At 55.5% G+C, this 19,253-nt stretch carries 18 protein-coding genes; 5 read left to right on the forward strand and 13 right to left on the reverse strand.

What is annotated here, in order from left to right:
* Positions 1-206: 206 nt before the first annotated feature.
* The 5 genes from livF to livK form a co-directional block, all read right to left on the reverse strand.
* Positions 207-920, reverse strand: coding sequence for a high-affinity branched-chain amino acid ABC transporter ATP-binding protein LivF (gene livF, locus I6L74_RS06985; RefSeq protein ID WP_059180326.1), 714 nt, complete (start codon positions 918-920; stop codon positions 207-209).
* A gap of 1 nt (position 921) precedes the next feature.
* A complete protein-coding gene (livG, locus tag I6L74_RS06990; RefSeq protein ID WP_059180327.1) occupies positions 922-1,689 on the reverse strand; it encodes a high-affinity branched-chain amino acid ABC transporter ATP-binding protein LivG in 768 nt (255 codons plus the stop codon).
* Complete coding sequence (locus I6L74_RS06995; RefSeq protein WP_059180328.1) at positions 1,686-2,963, reverse strand: high-affinity branched-chain amino acid ABC transporter permease LivM; 1,278 nt, start codon at positions 2,961-2,963, stop codon at positions 1,686-1,688. The genes livG and I6L74_RS06995 overlap by 4 nt, the downstream gene beginning before the upstream one ends.
* Positions 2,960-3,886: a high-affinity branched-chain amino acid ABC transporter permease LivH gene (gene livH / locus I6L74_RS07000; protein WP_059180329.1), complete on the reverse strand. Its 927-nt coding sequence runs from the start codon at positions 3,884-3,886 to the stop codon at positions 2,960-2,962. The genes I6L74_RS06995 and livH overlap by 4 nt, the downstream gene beginning before the upstream one ends.
* A 61-nt stretch (positions 3,887-3,947) precedes the next feature.
* Complete coding sequence (gene livK, locus I6L74_RS07005; RefSeq protein WP_059180330.1) at positions 3,948-5,057, reverse strand: high-affinity branched-chain amino acid ABC transporter substrate-binding protein LivK; 1,110 nt, start codon at positions 5,055-5,057, stop codon at positions 3,948-3,950.
* Between the two features lie 423 nt (positions 5,058-5,480).
* On the opposite strand from livK, the gene panM reads away from it, so the two are divergent.
* Entirely contained in the window at positions 5,481-5,864 is a 384-nt protein-coding gene (gene panM / locus I6L74_RS07010) for an aspartate 1-decarboxylase autocleavage activator PanM (protein ID WP_059180331.1), read from the forward strand.
* A 328-nt stretch (positions 5,865-6,192) separates the two neighbouring features.
* On the opposite strand, the gene I6L74_RS07015 is transcribed toward panM, so the two are convergent.
* The 6 genes from I6L74_RS07015 to ftsY all read right to left on the reverse strand — a co-directional run bounded on the left by I6L74_RS07015 (position 6,193) and on the right by ftsY (position 13,283).
* The gene (locus I6L74_RS07015) at positions 6,193-7,293 is read right to left on the reverse strand and encodes a branched-chain amino acid ABC transporter substrate-binding protein (protein ID WP_072241959.1); all 1,101 of its coding nucleotides are present in this window, start codon (positions 7,291-7,293) and stop codon (positions 6,193-6,195) included.
* Between the two features lie 197 nt (positions 7,294-7,490).
* On the reverse strand, positions 7,491-8,756 hold the full coding sequence (locus I6L74_RS07020; protein WP_059180333.1) for a 4-aminobutyrate--2-oxoglutarate transaminase: 1,266 nt from the start codon (positions 8,754-8,756) through the stop codon (positions 7,491-7,493).
* Positions 8,757-8,916: 160 nt separating this feature from the next.
* A complete protein-coding gene (gene rpoH / locus I6L74_RS07025; protein ID WP_059180334.1) occupies positions 8,917-9,774 on the reverse strand; it encodes an RNA polymerase sigma factor RpoH in 858 nt (285 codons plus the stop codon).
* A gap of 257 nt (positions 9,775-10,031) precedes the next feature.
* Complete coding sequence (gene ftsX / locus I6L74_RS07030; RefSeq protein WP_059180335.1) at positions 10,032-11,087, reverse strand: permease-like cell division protein FtsX; 1,056 nt, start codon at positions 11,085-11,087, stop codon at positions 10,032-10,034.
* Positions 11,080-11,745 (reverse strand): cell division ATP-binding protein FtsE, encoded by a 666-nt coding sequence (ftsE, locus tag I6L74_RS07035; protein ID WP_015960827.1) that lies wholly within the window; start codon positions 11,743-11,745, stop codon positions 11,080-11,082. The genes ftsX and ftsE overlap by 8 nt, the downstream gene beginning before the upstream one ends.
* A 2-nt stretch (positions 11,746-11,747) precedes the next feature.
* The gene (ftsY, locus tag I6L74_RS07040; protein WP_059180336.1) at positions 11,748-13,283 is read right to left on the reverse strand and encodes a signal recognition particle-docking protein FtsY; all 1,536 of its coding nucleotides are present in this window, start codon (positions 13,281-13,283) and stop codon (positions 11,748-11,750) included.
* 138 nt (positions 13,284-13,421) lie between these two features.
* Between ftsY and rsmD the strand changes: the two genes are divergently transcribed.
* Both rsmD and I6L74_RS07050 read left to right on the forward strand, forming a co-directional pair.
* Complete coding sequence (gene rsmD, locus I6L74_RS07045; protein ID WP_059180337.1) at positions 13,422-14,021, forward strand: 16S rRNA (guanine(966)-N(2))-methyltransferase; 600 nt, start codon at positions 13,422-13,424, stop codon at positions 14,019-14,021.
* Positions 14,005-14,286, forward strand: coding sequence for a DUF1145 family protein (locus I6L74_RS07050; RefSeq protein ID WP_059180338.1), 282 nt, complete (start codon positions 14,005-14,007; stop codon positions 14,284-14,286). The genes rsmD and I6L74_RS07050 overlap by 17 nt, the downstream gene beginning before the upstream one ends.
* A gap of 117 nt (positions 14,287-14,403) precedes the next feature.
* On the opposite strand, the gene I6L74_RS07055 is transcribed toward I6L74_RS07050, so the two are convergent.
* Positions 14,404-14,763, reverse strand: a complete 360-nt coding sequence (locus I6L74_RS07055; RefSeq protein WP_059180339.1) for a DUF2500 domain-containing protein — start codon at positions 14,761-14,763, stop codon at positions 14,404-14,406.
* A gap of 129 nt (positions 14,764-14,892) precedes the next feature.
* On the opposite strand from I6L74_RS07055, the gene I6L74_RS07060 reads away from it, so the two are divergent.
* Positions 14,893-15,519, forward strand: a complete 627-nt coding sequence (locus I6L74_RS07060) for a lysoplasmalogenase (RefSeq protein ID WP_059180340.1) — start codon at positions 14,893-14,895, stop codon at positions 15,517-15,519.
* Between the two features lie 75 nt (positions 15,520-15,594).
* Complete coding sequence (gene zntA, locus I6L74_RS07065; RefSeq protein ID WP_059180341.1) at positions 15,595-17,781, forward strand: Zn(II)/Cd(II)/Pb(II) translocating P-type ATPase ZntA; 2,187 nt, start codon at positions 15,595-15,597, stop codon at positions 17,779-17,781.
* 179 nt (positions 17,782-17,960) lie between these two features.
* Here the strand turns inward: zntA and I6L74_RS07070 are convergent, their stop codons facing one another.
* A complete protein-coding gene (locus I6L74_RS07070) occupies positions 17,961-19,247 on the reverse strand; it encodes a TRAP transporter large permease (protein WP_059180342.1) in 1,287 nt (428 codons plus the stop codon).
* Positions 19,248-19,253 lie beyond the last annotated feature (6 nt).

The raw sequence follows: 19,253 nt of genomic DNA on the forward strand, positions 1-19,253 counted from the left end.
AACGTGCGTTGCCTTTTGCTTTGAGCGGATGCGGCCAGATGCCCTCACCCCGGCCCTCTCCCACGGGAGAGGGAGAACGCACTAAAAAAGCAACGTGCGTTGCTTTTTGCTTTGAGCGGATGCGGCCTGATGCCCTCAACTCAGCCCTCTCCGCAGGAGAAGGGGAAAACATTAAAAAGGCAACATACGTTGCCTTTTGTTTTTACCTAGCCACCCAGATAAGCGCTGCGCACCGCTTCGTTCGCAAGCAGCGCATCGCCTGTGTCTTCCAGCACCACGCGGCCGTTTTCCAGCACGTAGCCGCGATCGGCGAGCTTCAGCGCCTGGTTGGCGTTTTGCTCGACGAGGAAGATAGTCATGCCTTCTTTACGCAACTGTTCAATGGTGTCGAAAATCTGCTGGATGATGATCGGTGCAAGTCCGAGCGATGGCTCATCGAGCAGCAGCAAACGCGGCTGGCTCATCAGCGCACGACCGATCGCCAGCATCTGCTGTTCCCCGCCGGACATGGTGCCCGCACGCTGAATACGACGTTCATACAGGCGCGGGAAGAGTTCATACACCCACTTCATACGGGACTGGTATTGGTCGCGCTCAACAAAGAAGCCGCCCATTGCCAGGTTCTCTTCCACCGTCATTCGCGAGAAGACACGACGCCCTTCCGGCACAATCGCTACCGCTTCGCGCATGATTTTCGCGGTCTGCCAGTCGGTAATGTCTTTTCCATCAAAGACGATACGCCCGCTGGTGGCGCGCGGATCGCCGCACAAGGTGCCGAGCAGCGTGGTTTTACCCGCACCGTTTGCGCCAATCAGAGTGACGATTTCGCCCTGATTAATGTGCAGGCTCACGTCATGCAGCGCCTGAATTTTGCCGTAGTGGGCACTGACTTTGTCAAAAGATAACATCGCTTTTTCCATCTTATGCCTCACCCAAATAGGCGCGGATCACGTCCGGGTTGTGTCGAATTTCGTCCGGCGTACCGTTCGCCAGCGGCGTACCCTGGTTGACCACGTAGATACGATCGGAGATCCCCATCACCAGCTTCATATCGTGCTCAATCAGCAGGATAGTGGTGTTGTGATGGTTACGCAGCTCGACGATCAGTTCGTCCAGCTCTTTGGTCTCTTTCGGGTTCAAGCCTGCGGCGGGTTCATCCAGCATCAGAATTTCTGGCTGCGTCACCATGCAGCGGATAATCTCCAGACGACGCTGATCGCCATAGGCGAGGTTGCTCGCCTGACGGTTAGCGTGCTGAAGCAAGCCGATACGGTCGAGCCAGGTCGCCGCACGATCCAGGGCTTCGGCCTGCGCACGACGGAAGGCAGGGGTTTTCAGTAAGCCCGAGAAAACACCGGTTTTAAGCTGCTGATGCTGTGCCACCAGCAGGTTTTCAATCACCGTCATCTCACGGAACAGACGCACGTGCTGGAAGGTCCGCACCACGCCCATCCGCGCGATTTGCTGCCCCGGTAAGCCTTCGAGGTGCTTGTCGCCCAGCATGATGGTCCCGCCCGTTGGCTTATAAAACCCGGTCAGGCAGTTGAAAACGGTGGTTTTCCCTGCGCCGTTCGGGCCAATCAGGGAGACGATCTCTTTTGGATGCAAATCCAGCGACACGTTGTTGACCGCCAGCAGGCCGCCAAAACGCATCATCAGGCCGTTCACGGTTAATAATGGCTGACTCATGCCTGTTCTCCTTTCGCCTGAGCGTTTTTCAGCTTCAGCTGTGGACGGGTCATCGGCAGCAAGCCTTGCGGACGCCAGATCATCATCAGCACCATCAAACCACCCAGCATTAACATGCTGTATTCATTAAAGTCGCGCATCAGTTCGCGGGAAACGACCAGCAAAATCGCCGCGAGGATAACCGCAAACTGCGAGCCCATTCCGCCCAGCACGACGATCGCCAGCACGAAAGCCGACTCGGCAAAGGTGAACGATTCCGGGCTGACGAAGCCCTGGCGCGCGGCAAACAGCGTTCCGGCAAAACCCGCAAACGCGGCGCTGATGGTGAACGCCGTCAGCTTGATGCGGGTCGGGTTCAGACCCAGTGAACGGCAGGCGATTTCGTCCTCTCGCAAGGCTTCCCACGCACGGCCCAGCGGCATCCGCAGCAGGCGGTTAATCACGAACAGCGTCATCACGACCAGCAGCAGCGCCACCAGATAGAGCCAAATCACGCGGTCCGACGGGTCATATTTAATGCCGAAGAAGTTGCTGAACGTATCCCACCCGCCTTCGCGCGCGGTACGGCTGAACTCCAGACCGAAGAACGTCGGTTTAGGGATCTGGCTGACGCCATTCGGACCGCCGGTGATTTCGGTGTTATTCAGCAGCAGGATACGGACGATCTCCCCGAAGCCCAGCGTCACGATCGCCAGATAGTCTCCCCGCAAGCGCAGCACCGGGAAGCCCAGCAGGAAACCTGCGGCAGCGGACACCAGCCCCGCCAGCGGCAGACAGGTCCAGAAGCCGAGACCGTAATAGTGGTTCAGCAGCGCAAAGGTGTACGCGCCGATAGCGTAGAAACCGCCGTAGCCGAGCACCAGCAGGCCAGACAACCCCACCACCACGTTCAGGCCAAGACCCAAAATCACATAGATCATGGTCAGCGTGGCGATATCCACCGTGCCGCGCGACACCATAAACGGCCAGGCCACCGCCGCGACCAGCAGCGCGACCAGGAACAGCTTCTGCTTAACGGACGAGCCATCAATAGCCGGTAAAACAAATTTTGGTCCGGAGACGTTTTTCAACGTTTTCTGGAATACCGGGCGCAGCAGCTGGAACAAAAAGACCACCGCGGTGCCAACAAACACCCACTGCCAGCGGATATCAGACGCGACATCCACCACCAGTTTGGTGCCGTTAAGTTCTAACTGCACGCCCATGAAGACGCCCGCGAGAACAAAGAACATGGCGGCGGAGAGCAACGCCATCGCAAAATGCATTGGTTTCATACTTTTTCGACCTCCGGACGGCCCAGAATCCCGGTAGGCATCACCAGCAGCACGCCAATCAGCAGCGCAAACGACACCACATCTTTATATTCCGTACTCAGATACGCCGAGGAGAGCGCTTCGGCCACGCCCAGAATCAGGCCGCCAATCATCGCGCCAGGAATGCTGCCGATCCCGCCCAGCACCGCTGCGGTGAAGGCTTTCATCCCGGCCATAAAGCCGATGTACGGGTTAATCACGCCGTAGAACTGGCCGAGCAGAACGCCCGCCACCGCCGCCATCGCCGCGCCAATCACAAAGGTCAGCGCAATCACGCGGTCAGTGTTGATACCGAGCAGGCTCGCCATTTTCAGGTCTTCTGCACAGGCACGACAGGCGCGTCCCATGCGGGAATAACGGATAAAAATGGTCAGCGCCAGCATCGCCAGGAAGGTCACAATCCAGATAACCAGCTGCATGGTGGTGATAGAGGCAGAGAAGTTTTCACTTGCGCCGACAATCCACTGGCCGTTAAACAGGCTTGGCAGCGCCACGTCGCGGGAGCCTTCGGTCAGGCTGACGTAGTTTTGCAGGAATATCGACATCCCGATGGCGGAGATCAGCGCGATCAGGCGTTTGGAGCTGCGCACTGGCCGATAGGCCACGCGTTCGATGCTCCAGCCGTAGGCGCTGGCAATCACAATCGCACCCACAAATCCGGCGGCGACCAGCAGCCAGCTGCTGTCGATGCCCATCATCATCAGCGCGGCAATGATCATAAAGGAGACATAACTGCCGATCATGTAGACCTCGCCGTGGGCGAAGTTGATCATGCCGATAATGCCGTACACCATCGTATAACCGATGGCGATCAGCGCGTAGGTGCTTCCCAGCGTGACGCCGTTAAACATCTGCTGCAAGAAATAGAGAAACTGCTCTGACATAAGGAAACCTTTTTAAATCCGCCCGCTGAATGCGGGCGGCGGGATAACTTGTCTTCAGGCGTTATTTCGCGACGGTTGAGGAACCGTCGGCATGCCACTGGAAGACACCAAATTCAAATCCCTTCAGATCGCCTTTCTCATCCCAGTTCAGCGGCCCAATCACGGTATTCGCACCGTGAGCTTTTAAATCTTTGATTAAATCCAGCGGCGCTTTGCTGCCGGTGCGTTCCAGGGCGGTAGCCAGAGACTGCACGGCGGCATAGGTGATCCACACATACGGACCACTCGGATCTTTTTTCTGCGCATTGAGCGCGTCTACGATAGCTTTATTCGACGGTTCCTGGTCATAGCGTTTTGGCATCGTCACCAGCATGCCTTCGCCTGCATTCCCCGCAATATTAGACAGCGAGGCGTTACCCACCCCTTCCGGCCCCATAAACTGCGTTTTCAGACCGGTTGCCCGCGCCTGGCGCAGCATCTGGCCCATCTCCGGGTAATAACCGCCGTAGTAAACGAAGTCGATATTCTCTTTTTGCAGACGGGCCAGCAGCGCTGAGAAATCTTTCTCGCCCGCAGTGATACCGTCGAAGAAGACCACGTTAGCGCCGCCTTTTTTCAGGTTCTCTTGTACGGAACGCGCCAGGCCTTCGCCGTATTGCTGTTTATCGTGAATGATCGCGATGCGCTGCGGTTTCACTTTTTCCAGAATGTATTTAGCCGCTGTCGGTCCCTGTGAAGAGTCCAGGCCGGCGGTACGCATGATGTGCTGATAGCCACGCTGAGTCAGTTCCGGGTTGGTCGCACCTGGCGTTATCATCAGAATGCCTTCGTCTTCGTAGATGTCGGAAGCGGGCTGTGTGGAGGATGAGCAGAGGTGACCGATCACATACTGAATGCCATCGTTAACGATTTTGTTGGCCACGGCGACGGCTTGTTTAGGGTCACAGGCATCGTCGTATTCCACGCCGACCAGTTTGTCGCCTTTGATGCCGCCCTTGGCGTTGATGTCTTTGATTGCCTGACGCGCGCCGTTAAATTCCATATCACCCCACTGGGCAACCGGACCGGACATCGCACCCACCACGGCAATTTTAATCTCTTCCGCCATAGCTGCCTGCGAAATCGCCAGTGCAACCATTCCCGCGATAAATGCTTTCGCGTTCCTTTTCATCTCTGAATCCCCATTCGTGATGTCGTGTATATATTTTGTTTTATTATGGTTAAAAAGCATTCTGTACTTTTAATGAACAACGCTATTTTTACCAGTGCCTTTAATGGTTTAGCGCAGTTTTTTGCCAAAAACCAGACTAAAATCTCTATTTTTCAGGCGATTAAGCAAAGATAATATTCTGAAATCAGACAGAGATAAACAAATAAAAGCGCAGTTTGCAGCATAAAATAACGGTACAAAGCGCCGAATAAATCACTACCCATTAGGTTAAAATTCTGCTTATTTTTCGATCCCTGCGTTTTATAGCTGCTCTTTTTGCTGCCAAAAAAGTAATCACCTGGAGAATGGATTTAAAAAGTGGAAGCCGCTGGTGAGATAAATTGAGTACACTGCCTTACTCTTTTTGATTTGGACAAGCAGCTAATGAAACTGACTATCCTTCGTCTGGTGTCCTTTAGCGACCAGGATCTTATCGACCTGGGCAAAATCTGGCCGGAATATTCCCCCTCTTCGCTCGCTGTTGATGAACATCATCGTATCTACGCCGCCCGTTTTAACGAACGCTTGCTGGGCGCAGTGCGCGTCACGCTGAGCGGTACGCGAGGCGCGCTGGATTCTCTGCGCGTGCGGGATGTCACACGACGTCGTGGCGTGGGGCAATATTTGGTCGAAGAAGTGATTCGCCATCATCCAGACGTGACGTCCTGGTGGATGGCCGATGTCGGCGTCGAAGACCGCAATACAATGGCGGCGTTTATGCAGGCGCTGGGATTTGTGGATGTGGAGATGGGATGGGAAAAGCGGTAAGTTTTTTGCGGTCTGATGCCCTCACCCCGGCCCTCTCCCACGGGGAGAAGGAGCAAAAACCGCACCGCGCACTTCCCCTGTCCCACGCGGAGAGGAAGACAAAACCGTATCGCGCAATTCCTCTCTCCCGCGGGGAGAAGGCGGTATGAGCAAGAACGACGTTGCCGTTTGCACAGCAGACACGCAACAACGCATCTCAGACCTTTTCACGACAATGTCGCGTGCAGGCAGGTGGCAAGTGATGAAAACCCCGGAAGCTTACATCAGTAAGAGACCGGGGTTGAATCACGCAGTCAACGCACCTGCGGCACGAAAGGCGACGGGAAAATTATTTCGCGTCAGTCGCCGTACCGTCTGCATGCCAGGTAAAGACACCGAACTCAAAGCCTTTCAGATCGCCCTTCTCGTCCCAGGACAGCGGCCCCATAACGGTTTCAACAGAGTTAGCTTTCAGGTATTTAGCGATTTCAGCCGGATCGGCTGACTGGTTCAGACCCGCCTGCAGAGACTGCAGCGCAGCGTAGGTAGTCCAGACGAACGCGCCGCTCGGATCTTGTTTCTTGGCTTTGATCGCGTCTACGATAGGTTTGTTTGCCGGAACCTGATCGTAGTTCTTCGGTTTGGTCACTAACATGCCTTCTGCGGATTCGCCGGCGATATTAGACAGCGAAACGTTCGCCACGCCTTCTGGGCCCATGAAGTGGGTTTTCAGGCCAGCGGCACGCGCCTGACGCAGAATCTGACCCATTTCCGGGTGATAACCACCGTAGTAAACGAAATCGATGTTCTCTTTCTTCAGACGCGCTACCAGCGTGGAGAAGTCTTTCTCCCCGGCGGTGATGCCATCAAAGAACACCACGTTAGCATTGGCTTTCTTCAGGTTATCCTGCACGGAACGCGCCAGGCCTTCGCCGTACTGCTGCTTATCATGGATGATCGCGATGCGCTTCGGCTTCACGTTCTCCACGATGTATTTTGCCGCCGTTGGGCCCTGATCGGAGTCCAGACCGGTGGTACGCATCACCATTTTATAACCGCGAGCCGTCAGCTCTGGCGCAGTGGCGGCTGGGGTGATCATCAGAATGCCTTCGTCTTCGTAGATATCAGACGCGGGCTGAGTGGAGGAAGAGCACAGGTGACCGATGACGTATTTGATCCCGTCGTTCACCACTTTGTTCGCAACCGCGACCGCTTGTTTCGGGTCACAGGCATCATCATATTTTACGATTTGCAGTTTCTCGCCTTTGATTCCGCCTTTGGCATTAATGTCTGCAACCGCTTGTTCTGCACCCGTAAATTCCTGATCGCCGTACTGCGCTACCGGACCGGACATCGCACCGACAACGGCCACTTTAATATCTGCCTGAGCCATCGTGCTAAATGCCAACGCGATACATCCTGCCAGTAACGCTTTACCCTTCATATTCATCCTGAGATTCCCCATTATTATGGTTATAACGATTGTTGTGATGTTGTTGTGCAGCGCTTTATTTCAATTATAGGTGTACCGTTCGCGCATTTTCAGCACACTCTGCTAAAACATACCCCATTTTTATGATTTTGGAATAGCTAATTTGAAATGAATATATGATAAGCCCGACAGCGTTGGCTGCCGGACGGAGCGCTTTAACGTGTCAGCGAGGCAGAGATAATATCCAGCGCTTTGCGGAACTGTGCTTCAGGAATGGTGAGCGGATAGAGGAAACGAATCACGTTACCGTACACGCCGCAGCTCAGCAGCAGCAGACCTTCCTGCAACGCGCGGTTCTGCACCTCGCGGGTAAATTCTGGGGACGGCTGTCCGGTTTGCGGGTCATTGAATTCGACCGCCACCATCGACCCTTGAGCGCGAATATCGGCAATAAACGGGCAATCAGATTTGGCTTTGTTCAGCACTTCGACCAGATGATGGCCCAGATGCGCCGCACGGGTGCAGAGATCCTCTTCATCAATGACGTCCAGCACTGCCAGCGCAGCGGCGATCGCCAGCGGGTTACCGGCGTAAGTCCCGCCCAACCCCCCCGGCGCAGGGGCATCCATCACGTCGGCACGACCAGACACTGCCGAGAGCGGCATTCCGCCCGCCAGACTTTTCGCCATGGTAATTAAATCAGGCTTCACGCAGTGGTGTTCCATCGAAAACAGTTTTCCAGTACGGGCAAAGCCACTTTGCACTTCATCCGCAATCAGCAAAATGCCGTGGGTATCGCACAGCGCACGCAGCCCTTGCATAAAATCGGCCGGAGCAACGTTAAACCCGCCTTCCCCCTGAACCGGTTCAAGAATAATAGCGGCCACCTGATCGGGCGCGATATCGGCTTTGAAGATGCGCTCAACGCTTTTCAACGCCTCTTGCGAGCTGACGCCGTGCAGCATGTTGGGATATTGCGCGTGATAGACCGAGCCAGGGAACGGGCCGAAGCCGAGTTTATACGGTGCCACTTTGCCGGTGAGGGCCATGGTCATAAAGGTACGGCCATGGAACGCACCGCCAAAGGTAATGAGTCCGGGGCGTTTAGTGTAAGCCCGCGCGATTTTAACGGCATTTTCGACAGCTTCTGCGCCCGTCGAGAAGAACGCCGTTTTGGCTGGCCCGTCGATCGGCACGCGGGCGTTGATACGTTCCGCCAAGGCGATATAGCTCTCGTAAGGCACAATCTGCCAGGCCGTATGGGTAAAGGATTGCAGCTGATTTTCAATGGCGGCGATCACTTTAGGATGGCGATGACCGGTATTGAGCACCGCGATGCCCGCCGCGAAGTCGATCACTTCGTTGCCTTCCACATCCCACAGGGTCGCATTTTCGGCTTTGTCGGCGTAAAAGCCACACATGACGCCGACGCCACGCGGCGTGGCCTGTAAACGCCGGTCATTCAATTCGTTATTTTTCACCCCATCCCCCTAAAATTGTCAGCAAGCTAAACTTACAGCGCATCTGTAAGTGTTTGCCACGGGGGAGATATTCGCCAGAGCGGCGCAGAAAAATAAGCGGGGAGCAGAAAAACAAAACCCCCAGATTTTCATCCAGGGGTTATCGGGGACTTCGCGGGGATTACGCTTCGATAGCGGCGCGAAGTTTTTTCATGGCGTTCTTTTCAAGCTGACGTACACGTTCAGCGGAGACGCCGTAGCGGTCTGCCAGTTCCTGCAGCGTGGACTTGTTGTCTTCGTCCAGCCAGCGGGCGCGGATAATCGCCTGGCTACGCTCGTCGAGACCTTCCATCGCGTGGGTCAGTTTGTTCGCGGCCTGATCTTCCCAGTTGTCCTCTTCGATGCCGTCGGCAAAGTTAGAGGTTTTATCCTGCAAATACAGAACCGGTGCCATCGGCTGGCTATCCTGCGCATCGTCGTCGGAGGACATATCAAACGTCATGTCCTGCGCGGCCATACGGGATTCCATCTCACGCACGTCTTTACTGGAAACACCCAATTCACGCGCAACCATTTCGACTTCATCCTGGTTGAACCAGCCCAGACGCTGCTTGGCTTTACGCAGGTTGAAGAACAGTTTGCGCTGCGCTTTGGTGGTCGCAACTTTCACGATACGCCAGTTACGCAGAACGTATTCGTGAATTTCAGCTTTAATCCAGTGCACGGCGAAAGAAACCAAGCGCACACCCACTTCCGGGTTGAAGCGACGTACAGCCTTCATGAGGCCGATGTTGCCTTCCTGAATCAAATCCGCCTGCGGTAGGCCGTAGCCCGAATAATTACGAGCAACGTGAACAACAAAGCGCAGGTGAGACAGGATCAGCGTCTTAGCTGCTTCCAGATCGCCCTGGTAATGCAGCTTTTCAGCAAGCTCCTTTTCTTCCTCGGCCGTCAACATCGGCCAGGTGTTAGCGGCCCGGATGTAAGATTCCAGGTTACCAACAGGGGCTAAAGCTAAAGTTTGCATTTCTTTGGTCATTCATTCCTCTCAATATAGTGTCTTCTGGCGGTGGTTTGTCCCCATCAGGCAACAAGCATGCCAAAGCATTTGAGCAGTGAGACTAACATTCACTCTTTTATCAGACCGTGATTTTATCCACAAGTTCCATGTACCGCTGTGAATACATTACGCACAAAATGTGACATGGAGTGCGGTTCGCGGGAGAAGAGTGAACAGATACTCTTTCCCTGCCGAGTGAAGTACTCATTGCAGGGAAAGATTATATCAGAAAATTTTTATTGGGGGGTAAAGTGGCGTAAATGTTGGACGGTTGCGAGCCATGCAGCGACCCAGCCGATCATCGAACACACCAGCAGTAATAACAGGCACTCATCGAAGCCTAACCCACTGATATCAAACTTAGTTCCAAAAACTTGCGCCACTTCAGTTACCGCAGACGAAAGCCGCATCACCAAAATTTCTGACAATATCAGTGAAAGAAATGCCCCGGAAAAACCGAGCAATGCGCCACCGTAAAGGAACGGACGCAGGATGAATCCATCCGTCGCACCAATCAGTTTTTGCACGTTAATCGTATCGCGACGGGCAAAGATACTCAGGCGCACGCTGTTACCGATGACGAGGAAGACCGCCGCCACCATCAACACGCCAATCATCGCCGCCACGCGTCCCACCAGGCCGGTGAGTGACGCCAGACGTGCAAACCAGCTGTCGTCCATGCGCACTTCATCAATACCCTTCACCTGGCTGATACGATCGCGCAAGGTGTTCAGCGATTCCGTACCCTGGAAATCAAGCTTAGGAATGACCACCGCCACGGCGGGCAACGGGTTTTCTTCAAGCATGTCCAGCGCGCCACCAAAGCCAGACCAGTTGCGGAACTCGCCCAACGCCTCGTCGCGCGAGAGATAGTTAACCTTCTCCACGCCCTGTTCAGACTGGAGTTGTCCCACCACCTGCGCTGCTGCGTTATCGTCGAGCGCTTTGTCCAGATACACCGTGATTTGCGGCGAAGGATAATATTGCGACGCGGCCTGATTGACGTTTTTGTAGACCATGTAGCAAACGCTCGGCAACGTCAGGGAGATGGCAATCACCATCACCGTCAGGAACGTAGCCAGCGGCTTGCTTTTCAGATCCTGCAACGCGCCCTGGAAGGCGTAACGCACCTGCTCATTAAATACGTTGGTTTTCCGCGACTGCGGTTTCGGCGACGATTTGGCGCGTTTTGGCGCGTTTCGGTTGCCGTCACCACCGCCCTGCGAAGGACGGAAACGGTCAAATCGATTACCAAACTGCCGAATCTGGTTTATTGCATCGCGCTTATTCACTCAGGCCTCCGTGCAAATGACCGTCGCTCAGCGACAGCATGCGGTACGAACGACGCGAGATAAGGCCGATGTCGTGCGTTGCCATCAGTACCGTCACGCCGACGCGGTTAAACTCTTCAAACAGACGCAAGATCCCTTCCGAGAGTGCATCGTCCAGGTTACCGGTCGGTTCGTCCGCCAGCAAAACGGCAGGTTTGTTGACCACCGCACGAGCAATACCCACGCGCTGTTGTTCACCGCCGGAGAGCTGAATCGGGAAATTTTTCGCTTTGTCCAACAGCCCGACTTTATCCAGCGCCGCTGACACACGACGGCGAATATCATCAAAGCTGGCACCCGCAATAATCAACGGAATGGCTACGTTATCGAAAACAGTGCGATCCATCAGCAGGTGGTGATCCTGGAAAATCATCCCGATCTGGCGACGTAAAAACGGCACCTCACGGTTTTTCAGGCGGCTAATATCGTGGCCGCCAAATAAGATTTTCCCGGCGCTTGGCCGCTCGATCCCACAGATAAGCTTGAGCAGGGTACTTTTTCCCGCGCCGGAATGGCCGGTCAGGAATGCCATCTCGCCTGGCTGCAGGTGAAATGTCACTCCCTGCAACGCTTGTCTCCCACCGAGATAGGCCTTGCTGACATGTTCAAAGCGAATCATTGTTAATCCTCTCGGGCAAAAAGTGCCTCAATAAAGTCGTCCGATTTAAACGGACGCAAATCCTCGATACGTTCGCCGACACCAATGTAGCGGATTGGAATACCGAACTGATCCGCCACGGAGAAGATCACTCCCCCTTTCGCGGTGCCGTCCAGTTTAGTCAGCGTAATGCCGGTCAGCCCTACCGCCTCATGGAACAGCTTCGCCTGGCTGATAGCGTTCTGCCCGGTGCTGGCGTCCAGAGTCAGCATAATTTCATGCGGCGCGTCTTCGTCCAGCTTCTTCATCACACGGACGATTTTTTTCAGTTCTTCCATCAGGTGCGATTTATTCTGCAAACGACCTGCGGTATCGGCAATCAACACGTCCACGTTACGCGCCTTCGCCGCCTGAATGGCATCGAAGATAACCGACGCGGAATCTGCGCCCGTATGCTGCGCAATCACCGGAATGTCGTTACGCTGGCCCCAGACCTGGAGCTGCTCAACGGCCGCCGCACGGAAGGTATCGCCCGCCGCCAGCATGACCGATTTACCCTGCTGCTCAAACTGACGCGCCAGCTTGCCGATCGTGGTGGTTTTACCCACGCCGTTCACGCCAACCATCAGAATAACAAACGGTGTTTTGCCTTCAATATTAAGCGGTTCGTCAACTTTTGCGAGAATTTCGCCCATCTCGTCTTTCAGCAGACCGTAAAGCGCCTCGGCATCGCGCAGCTGTTTACGGCTCGCGCCTTCAGTCAGGCTGGCGATGATTTTACGGGTCGTCTCTACGCCGACATCCGCGATCAGCAGCTGTTCTTCCAGCTCTTCGAACAGATCATCGTCGATCTTTTTGCCGCGGAACAGACTGATAAATCCGGAACCGAGATTTTCTTTGGTCTTCAGCAGGCTGCGTTTCAGGCGGGCGAAGAAACCTTCTTTGGTTGGTTTTTCCTGCTCCTGAACGATCTCTTCGACAGGTTCGTCCGCGTCTGCGACCGGAACAACGATTTCCGCTTCTTCTGCGGCAACCGCTGCCAGCGCCTGCGCTTCCAGCTCTTCGTCAGTGATATCGGCGTCGTTGTCGGCCTCTTCAGCCACGTTTTGTTCTACGAATTCTTCTTCAACCGTTTCGACGATCTCAACGGTCTCGGCTTCTGCCTGCCACTCTTCCGGCACAATTTCTTCCGCTTTCACCTCTTCCGGAAGCGGTAATTCTTCGTGTTCAACCACAGCGCGCGGGGTTTCTTCAACCACCGGCTCAACAACCGCGTCGACAACAGGCTCTGCAACAGCCGGTTCGGCTTCTACGGGCTGCGGCTTTTCGCTTTCCTGAACCTGCTCAGTCACCTCAACAACGTCTTCGGCGAAGGCTTCAGTTTCAGCGTCGCTGTGAGTCTGTTCTTCCGCCTCGACTATCGCTGCCGTTTCAACGGGCGTTTCTGGCTGTGATTGTTCTTCAACCGTCTGTTGCTCTTCGGTTTTTTGTTCTGTTTCTTGCTCTTTTTCACCAAAGCCCAACCAGGAAAAGAAGCCACGTTTTTTTTGTTTTGCCATCTGCGACTACACCCCTTGCGGTTAATTTCTGGCGCTATATACATGGAAGCTATAAAAATGATGAAATAGTCTAACACTTTACTTAATTGACATCACCGCCTGGAATCGCAGGCCAATTGTTAGCAGAGCTTTCCAGAAATGAAGAAAACAAACCGCCCGGCCGGACAAATTCGCATTATCGGCGGCCAGTGGCGTGGCCGTAAACTCCCTGTGCCCGATAGCCCAGGTCTGCGCCCCACGACCGATCGCGTCAGAGAAACACTGTTTAACTGGCTGGCCCCATCGATGGTAGACGCGAAATGCCTGGACTGCTTCGCGGGAAGCGGCGCACTGGGCCTTGAAGCCCTGTCGCGGTATGCCGCCAGCGCCACGCTGCTGGAGATGGAGCGTGGCGTTGCGCAGCAATTACAGCAAAATCTCGCTACGCTCAAAGCAACGAATGCCAAAGTCGTCACGACCAATACCCTTGCTTTTCTCGCGCAGCCGGGCACGCCGCACGACGTGGTGTTCATCGATCCGCCGTTCCGTAAAGGGCTGCTGGAAGAGACACTCACGCTTCTGGAAAATAACGGCTGGCTGGCGGATGACGCGCTAATTTACGTTGAAAGCGAAGTCGAAAACGGCTTACCGCCGGTGCCCATGCACTGGAACTTACATCGTGAACAGGTCGCCGGGCAGGTTGCCTATCGTTTATATCACCGTGAAGTACAAGGAGAGTCTCATGCCGATACTGATTAATTTTGGGCGCTTGCTGATGGTGGGCGTTTGGGCGTTTCTGATCCTGAATCTGGTCCATCCGTTCCCGCGTCCGCTGAACATTTTCGTCAACGTGGCGCTGATATTCACCGCGTTTATGCATGCCCTGCAGATGGTGATGCTGAAAAACGGCTTGCCGAAAGACAGCCCGCCGATGACGGGTTGGCAGCAGCTGCGCGTGTTTATTTTTGGCGTGTTCGAGCTGCTGGTGTGGATGAAAAAGTTTAAGGCGCAGACTAAGAAATAAGGCGTCTGATGCCCTCACCCTAACCCTCTCCCAAAGGAGAGGGCAAAAAAGAACACACCCGTATTGCCAGAAACCGCACCAAACAGTCCCCTCGCACCGCAGGATCGACAGGGAAAACTACGGCTCCGCCGTGAACCCCTCAAACCGCGATCCCTTGTAACTCAGCGTCCCTTTCTCCCCTACCGTGAGCTGGTGATACTGCTTTTCATCGACGCGAAACGTCGTCTCCAGCCCGCCGCTTTGCGGCTTAAAACTCACCTCATAACGCATCGCTGTGCCAGCGGGCGTCACCTGCTGCTGGCGAGAGCGCCGGTTATCAAGCGCTTTCTCGCGTTTGTTGCTCACCACCACGCGTTTTTGCAGAAGCGGTGCGGCGTCGTTATCGGCCCTTTCACGACGCTGCTGCACAAAACGAAACGAGGCGGCAATCACTATGATCGCCACCACGATAATCAAAAAAATCGGCATTTTGCTCATTGTTGAATCCCATCAGATTATGCGGAAATCAGGATACCTCGCCGGATCCGGCATTGCCAAACGCCCGCCCGCGTCACTACACTGAATCAGAGAATGTTTATTCAAAAATAACAGATACAGGGAGTTAATATGCTTTGGTCATTTATCGCTGTCTGTTTTTCCGCATGGCTCTACGTCGATGCGTCGTATCGCGGTCCCGTGTGGCAGCGCTGGTTGTTTAAGCCCGTCACGTTACTGCTATTGCTGTTACTCGCCTGGCAGGCGCCGATGTTCAACGCAGTGAGTTATCTGGTGCTGGCTGGCCTGTGCGCCTCGCTGATTGGCGATGCCTTAACGCTGCTCCCGCGTCAGCGCGTGTTATACGCCGTCGGGGCATTTTTCCTCTCACATCTGCTGTACACCATTTATTTCGCCAGCCAGATGACGCTGTCCTTCTTCTGGCCGCTGCCGCTGGTTCTGCTGGTGATTGGTGCGCTGCTGGTCGCCGTTGTCTGGTCGCGCCTCGAAGAGATGCGCTGGCCGGTGTGTACGTTTATCGCCATGACGCTGGTGATGGTCTGGCTCGCCGGTGAACTGTGGTTCTTCCGCCCAACCGCACCAGCGATGTCGGCTTTCTTTGGTGCGACGCTGCTGTTGCTGGGGAATATCGTCTGGCTGGGTAGCCATTATCGTCGCCGTTTCCGCGCGGATAACGCCATTGCGGCGGCCTGCTACTTTGGCGGCCACTTCCTGATCGTGCGTTCGCTGTATATCTAATAACCCTTGACTCTGGAGTCGACTCCAGAGTGTATGCTGCGGTTAATGAGAAAATTATCATTACCGGAGAGTGCCATGTCGACTCCAGACACATCTAAAAAAGTGCCGCAATTCTCGGCACTCAAACTCAGCCCCGTCCCCGCCAAAGAGGATTGCTGCAGTGCAGGTACGTGCGACACACAGAGCGCGCCAGCACTGCCCGCCAGCGGTGAGCGTTACACGTGGGTCGTCAACGGAATGGACTGCGCCGCCTGCGCCCGCAAAGTGGAAAACGCGGTAAAACAGGTCGCGGGCGTCAACCACGTGCAGGTACTGTTCGCCACGGAAAAGCTGCTGGTCAGTGCAGAAAATGACGTGAGTGCCGACGTCGAAGCGGCGGTCACTAAAGCCGGGTATTCCCTCAGGGCCGAAGATGCGCCCGCCGAAAAAGTCTCTCCCTTGCGTGAAAATCTGCCGCTCATCACGCTGATTATCATGATGGCGTTAAGCTGGGGGCTGGAACATTTCAACCATCCTTTAGGCAATCTGGCGTTTATCGCCACCACGCTGGTGGGGCTGTTCCCTATTGCGCGTCAGGCGCTGCGCCTGATGAAAAGCGGGAGCTGGTTTGCGATTGAAACGCTGATGAGCGTCGCGGCCATCGGCGCGCTGTTTATCGGGGCGACGGCAGAAGCCGCAATGGTCCTGCTGCTGTTCCTGGTAGGCGAACGCCTTGAAGGCTGGGCGGCGAGTCGCGCGCGCAAAGGCGTCAGCGCGTTAATGGCGTTAAAACCTGAAACCGCCACGCGGGTTTTCGACGGCGAGCGTCAGACCGTGGCGATCAACACGCTGCGTCCGGGCGATGTGATTGAAGTGGCGGCCGGCGGCCGTCTGCCTGCCGATGGCACATTGATCACCGCCACGGCAAGTTTTGATGAAAGCGCGCTGACCGGCGAATCCATTCCCGTTGAGCGTGCAACGGGTGAAAAAGTGCCTGCGGGCGCCACCAGCGTTGACCGTCTGGTGCAGCTCAGCGTGCTCTCCGAACCGGGTGAAAGCGCCATCGACCGCATTCTGAAACTCATTGAAGAAGCCGAAGAGCGCCGCGCGCCCGTCGAGCGTTTTATTGACCGTTTCAGCCGAATTTACACCCCAGTGATTATGCTGATCGCCCTGCTGGTGACGATTGTCCCGCCGCTGCTTTTCGCCGCCTCCTGGCAGGAGTGGATTTACAAAGGGCTGACGCTGCTGCTGATCGGTTGTCCGTGCGCACTGGTAATTTCGACGCCTGCAGCGATCACCTCCGGGCTGGCCGCTGCGGCGCGCCGTGGGGCATTGATTAAAGGCGGCGCGGCGCTGGAGCAATTGAGCCAGATTCAGCACGTCGCTTTTGATAAGACCGGCACGCTGACCGTGGGCAAACCGCAGGTCACCGGTATTTATCCGCTTGAATCGACCGAAGACGCTCTGCTGACGCTGGCCGCCGCCGTCGAACAGGGTTCTACTCACCCGCTGGCGCAGGCGATTGTGCGTGAAGCGCAGTCGCGCGGCTTAACTCTTCCGGCAGCAAATGAGCAGCGTGCGCTGGTCGGTTCAGGAATTGAAGCCGACGTAGACGGGAAAAAAGTCCTTATCACCGCCGCTGATAAATTCCCGTCGCAGGCGTTGAGCCAGCAAATTAGTGAGCTGGAACAGGCCGGGCAGACCGTCATCATTGTGGCTGTAGACGGCATCGCAAAAGGCATTCTGGCGCTGCGCGATACGCTGCGTGACGATGCCAAAGAGGCCGTTGATGCGCTGCATCAGCTGGGTATTCAGGGTGTGATCCTGACAGGGGATAATCCACGCGCCGCTGCCGCCATTGCCAATGAGCTGGGCCTTGAATTCAAAGCCGGACTCTTGCCCGCGGATAAAGTGCAGGCCGTCACCGCGCTCAACGGCCAGGCCCCGCTGGCGATGGTGGGCGATGGCATCAACGACGCCCCGGCGATGAAAGCCTCGACCATCGGGATCGCCATGGGCAGCGGTACCGATGTGGCGCTGGAAACGGCCGACGCCGCGCTGACTCATAATCGCCTGACCGGGCTGGCACAGATGATCGGTCTGGCGCGCGCGACGCGTGCCAATATCCGCCAAAACATTGGTATTGCGCTGGGGCTGAAAGGGATTTTCCTGGTCACCACGCTGTTGGGCATAACTGGACTGTGGCTGGCCGTGCTGGCGGATACCGGTGCGACGGTGCTGGTGACCGCAAATGCGCTGCGGTTGCTGCGAAAGAAATAGAGCGGACTGGTGCCCTCACCCCAACCCTCTCCCACGGGGAGAGGGAGAAATGACTCACACGGCAACCGACGTTGCCGTTTTTTACCTTGTGCAGTCTGATGCCCTCACCCCAACCCTTTCCCACAGGGAGAGGGAGAAATGACTCAAACGGCAACCGACGTTGCCGTTTTTTTACCTTGTCACTGCATCCCCAGAACCCCCGGTAACCACAATGATATCGCTGGGATATACGTCACCATCCCCAGCACCACCAGCAGCATGGCGTAAAACGGCAACATCGCGCGCATTACGGTTTCGATGCGCTGTTTACTCACCGCGCTGGCGACAAACAGCACCGAGCCAACCGGCGGCGTAATCAGTCCGATCCCCAGATTGACCATCATGATCATCCCGAAGTGCACCGGATCGATACCCAGCGAGTTGGTCACCGGCAAGAGTACTGGCGTCAAAATCAGGATCAGCGGCGCCATGTCCATCAGCGTGCCAATCAGCAGCAGCATGATGTTGAGGTACATCAGGATCACGTACTTGTTATCGGACAGCGATGTAAAGAACTCGGTGATCCGCATCGGCAGTTGCATGTAGGTCATCACCGCACCAAACGCGGCCGCAAAGCCAATCAGGATCATCACGATCGTGACCGTTTTCACCGTGCGGCACATCAGTTTCGGCAGCTCTTTCCACTTGTAGTCGCGATAGATAAACATGGTGACGAAAAACGCCCACAGACAGGCGACTGCCGCCGATTCTGTCGCGGTGAATATCCCAGACAAAATTCCGCCCAGAATGATCACCACCGTCAACAGCCCCCACAGCGCATCGAAGAAAATCTTCACCGCCTGCTTAAAGGGGATTCTTTCACCTTTCGGATAGCCGCGTTTGTGCGCAAAACCGAGGCACAGAACCATCAGGCTTACACCGAGCAATAACCCTGGTAGTACGCCTGCGATAAACAGCGTGGCGATCGACACCGTGCCTCCCGCCGCCAGCGAGTAAATCACCGAGTTATGGCTGGGTGGAATCAAAATCGCCTGCACCGATCCGCTGGCCGTCACCGCGGCGGCGTACTCGCGCGGATACCCCTTTTTCTCCATTTCGGGGATCATCACGCTGCCGATTGATGCCGTATCCGCTACCGATGAACCGGAAATCGCGCCGAAAAACGTCGATGCGACGATATTGACCAGCGACAGGCCGCCACGAATAAAGCCGACGAAAATGTACGCAAAGTTCACCAGCCGTCGCGCAATGCCTCCTTCTGCCATGATCGCGCCCGCCAGGATAAAGAACGGGATCGCCAGCAGCGTGAATTTATTCACCCCGCTGGTAATCTGGATCATCAATGCTTCCAGCGGCAGATCAATCCATAGCGCACCCGCAACCGCACTTAGCCCGACGGCGAAGGCCACCGGCATCCCCAGCGCCAGTAAAATGGCGAGGGTGAATAACAAAATAAATGCATCCATTGTTCA

The organism is Lelliottia amnigena (assembly GCF_019047465.1).
Classification (GTDB): domain Bacteria; phylum Pseudomonadota; class Gammaproteobacteria; order Enterobacterales; family Enterobacteriaceae; genus Enterobacter; species Enterobacter amnigenus.

Coding starts and splice junctions, on each gene's coding strand:
- livF (WP_059180326.1), bottom strand. CDS start 920: ATGGAAAAAGCGATGTTATCTTTTGACAAAGTCAGTGCCCACTACGGC.
- livG (WP_059180327.1), bottom strand. CDS start 1,689: ATGAGTCAGCCATTATTAACCGTGAACGGCCTGATGATGCGTTTTGGC.
- I6L74_RS06995 (WP_059180328.1), bottom strand. CDS start 2,963: ATGAAACCAATGCATTTTGCGATGGCGTTGCTCTCCGCCGCCATGTTC.
- livH (WP_059180329.1), bottom strand. CDS start 3,886: ATGTCAGAGCAGTTTCTCTATTTCTTGCAGCAGATGTTTAACGGCGTC.
- livK (WP_059180330.1), bottom strand. CDS start 5,057: ATGAAAAGGAACGCGAAAGCATTTATCGCGGGAATGGTTGCACTGGCG.
- panM (WP_059180331.1), top strand. CDS start 5,481: ATGAAACTGACTATCCTTCGTCTGGTGTCCTTTAGCGACCAGGATCTT.
- I6L74_RS07015 (WP_072241959.1), bottom strand. CDS start 7,293: ATGAATATGAAGGGTAAAGCGTTACTGGCAGGATGTATCGCGTTGGCA.
- rpoH (WP_059180334.1), bottom strand. CDS start 9,774: ATGACCAAAGAAATGCAAACTTTAGCTTTAGCCCCTGTTGGTAACCTG.
- ftsE (WP_015960827.1), bottom strand. CDS start 11,745: ATGATTCGCTTTGAACATGTCAGCAAGGCCTATCTCGGTGGGAGACAA.
- ftsY (WP_059180336.1), bottom strand. CDS start 13,283: ATGGCAAAACAAAAAAAACGTGGCTTCTTTTCCTGGTTGGGCTTTGGT.
- rsmD (WP_059180337.1), top strand. CDS start 13,422: ATGAAGAAAACAAACCGCCCGGCCGGACAAATTCGCATTATCGGCGGC.
- I6L74_RS07050 (WP_059180338.1), top strand. CDS start 14,005: ATGCCGATACTGATTAATTTTGGGCGCTTGCTGATGGTGGGCGTTTGG.
- I6L74_RS07055 (WP_059180339.1), bottom strand. CDS start 14,763: ATGAGCAAAATGCCGATTTTTTTGATTATCGTGGTGGCGATCATAGTG.
- I6L74_RS07060 (WP_059180340.1), top strand. CDS start 14,893: ATGCTTTGGTCATTTATCGCTGTCTGTTTTTCCGCATGGCTCTACGTC.
- zntA (WP_059180341.1), top strand. CDS start 15,595: ATGTCGACTCCAGACACATCTAAAAAAGTGCCGCAATTCTCGGCACTC.
- I6L74_RS07070 (WP_059180342.1), bottom strand. CDS start 19,247: ATGGATGCATTTATTTTGTTATTCACCCTCGCCATTTTACTGGCGCTG.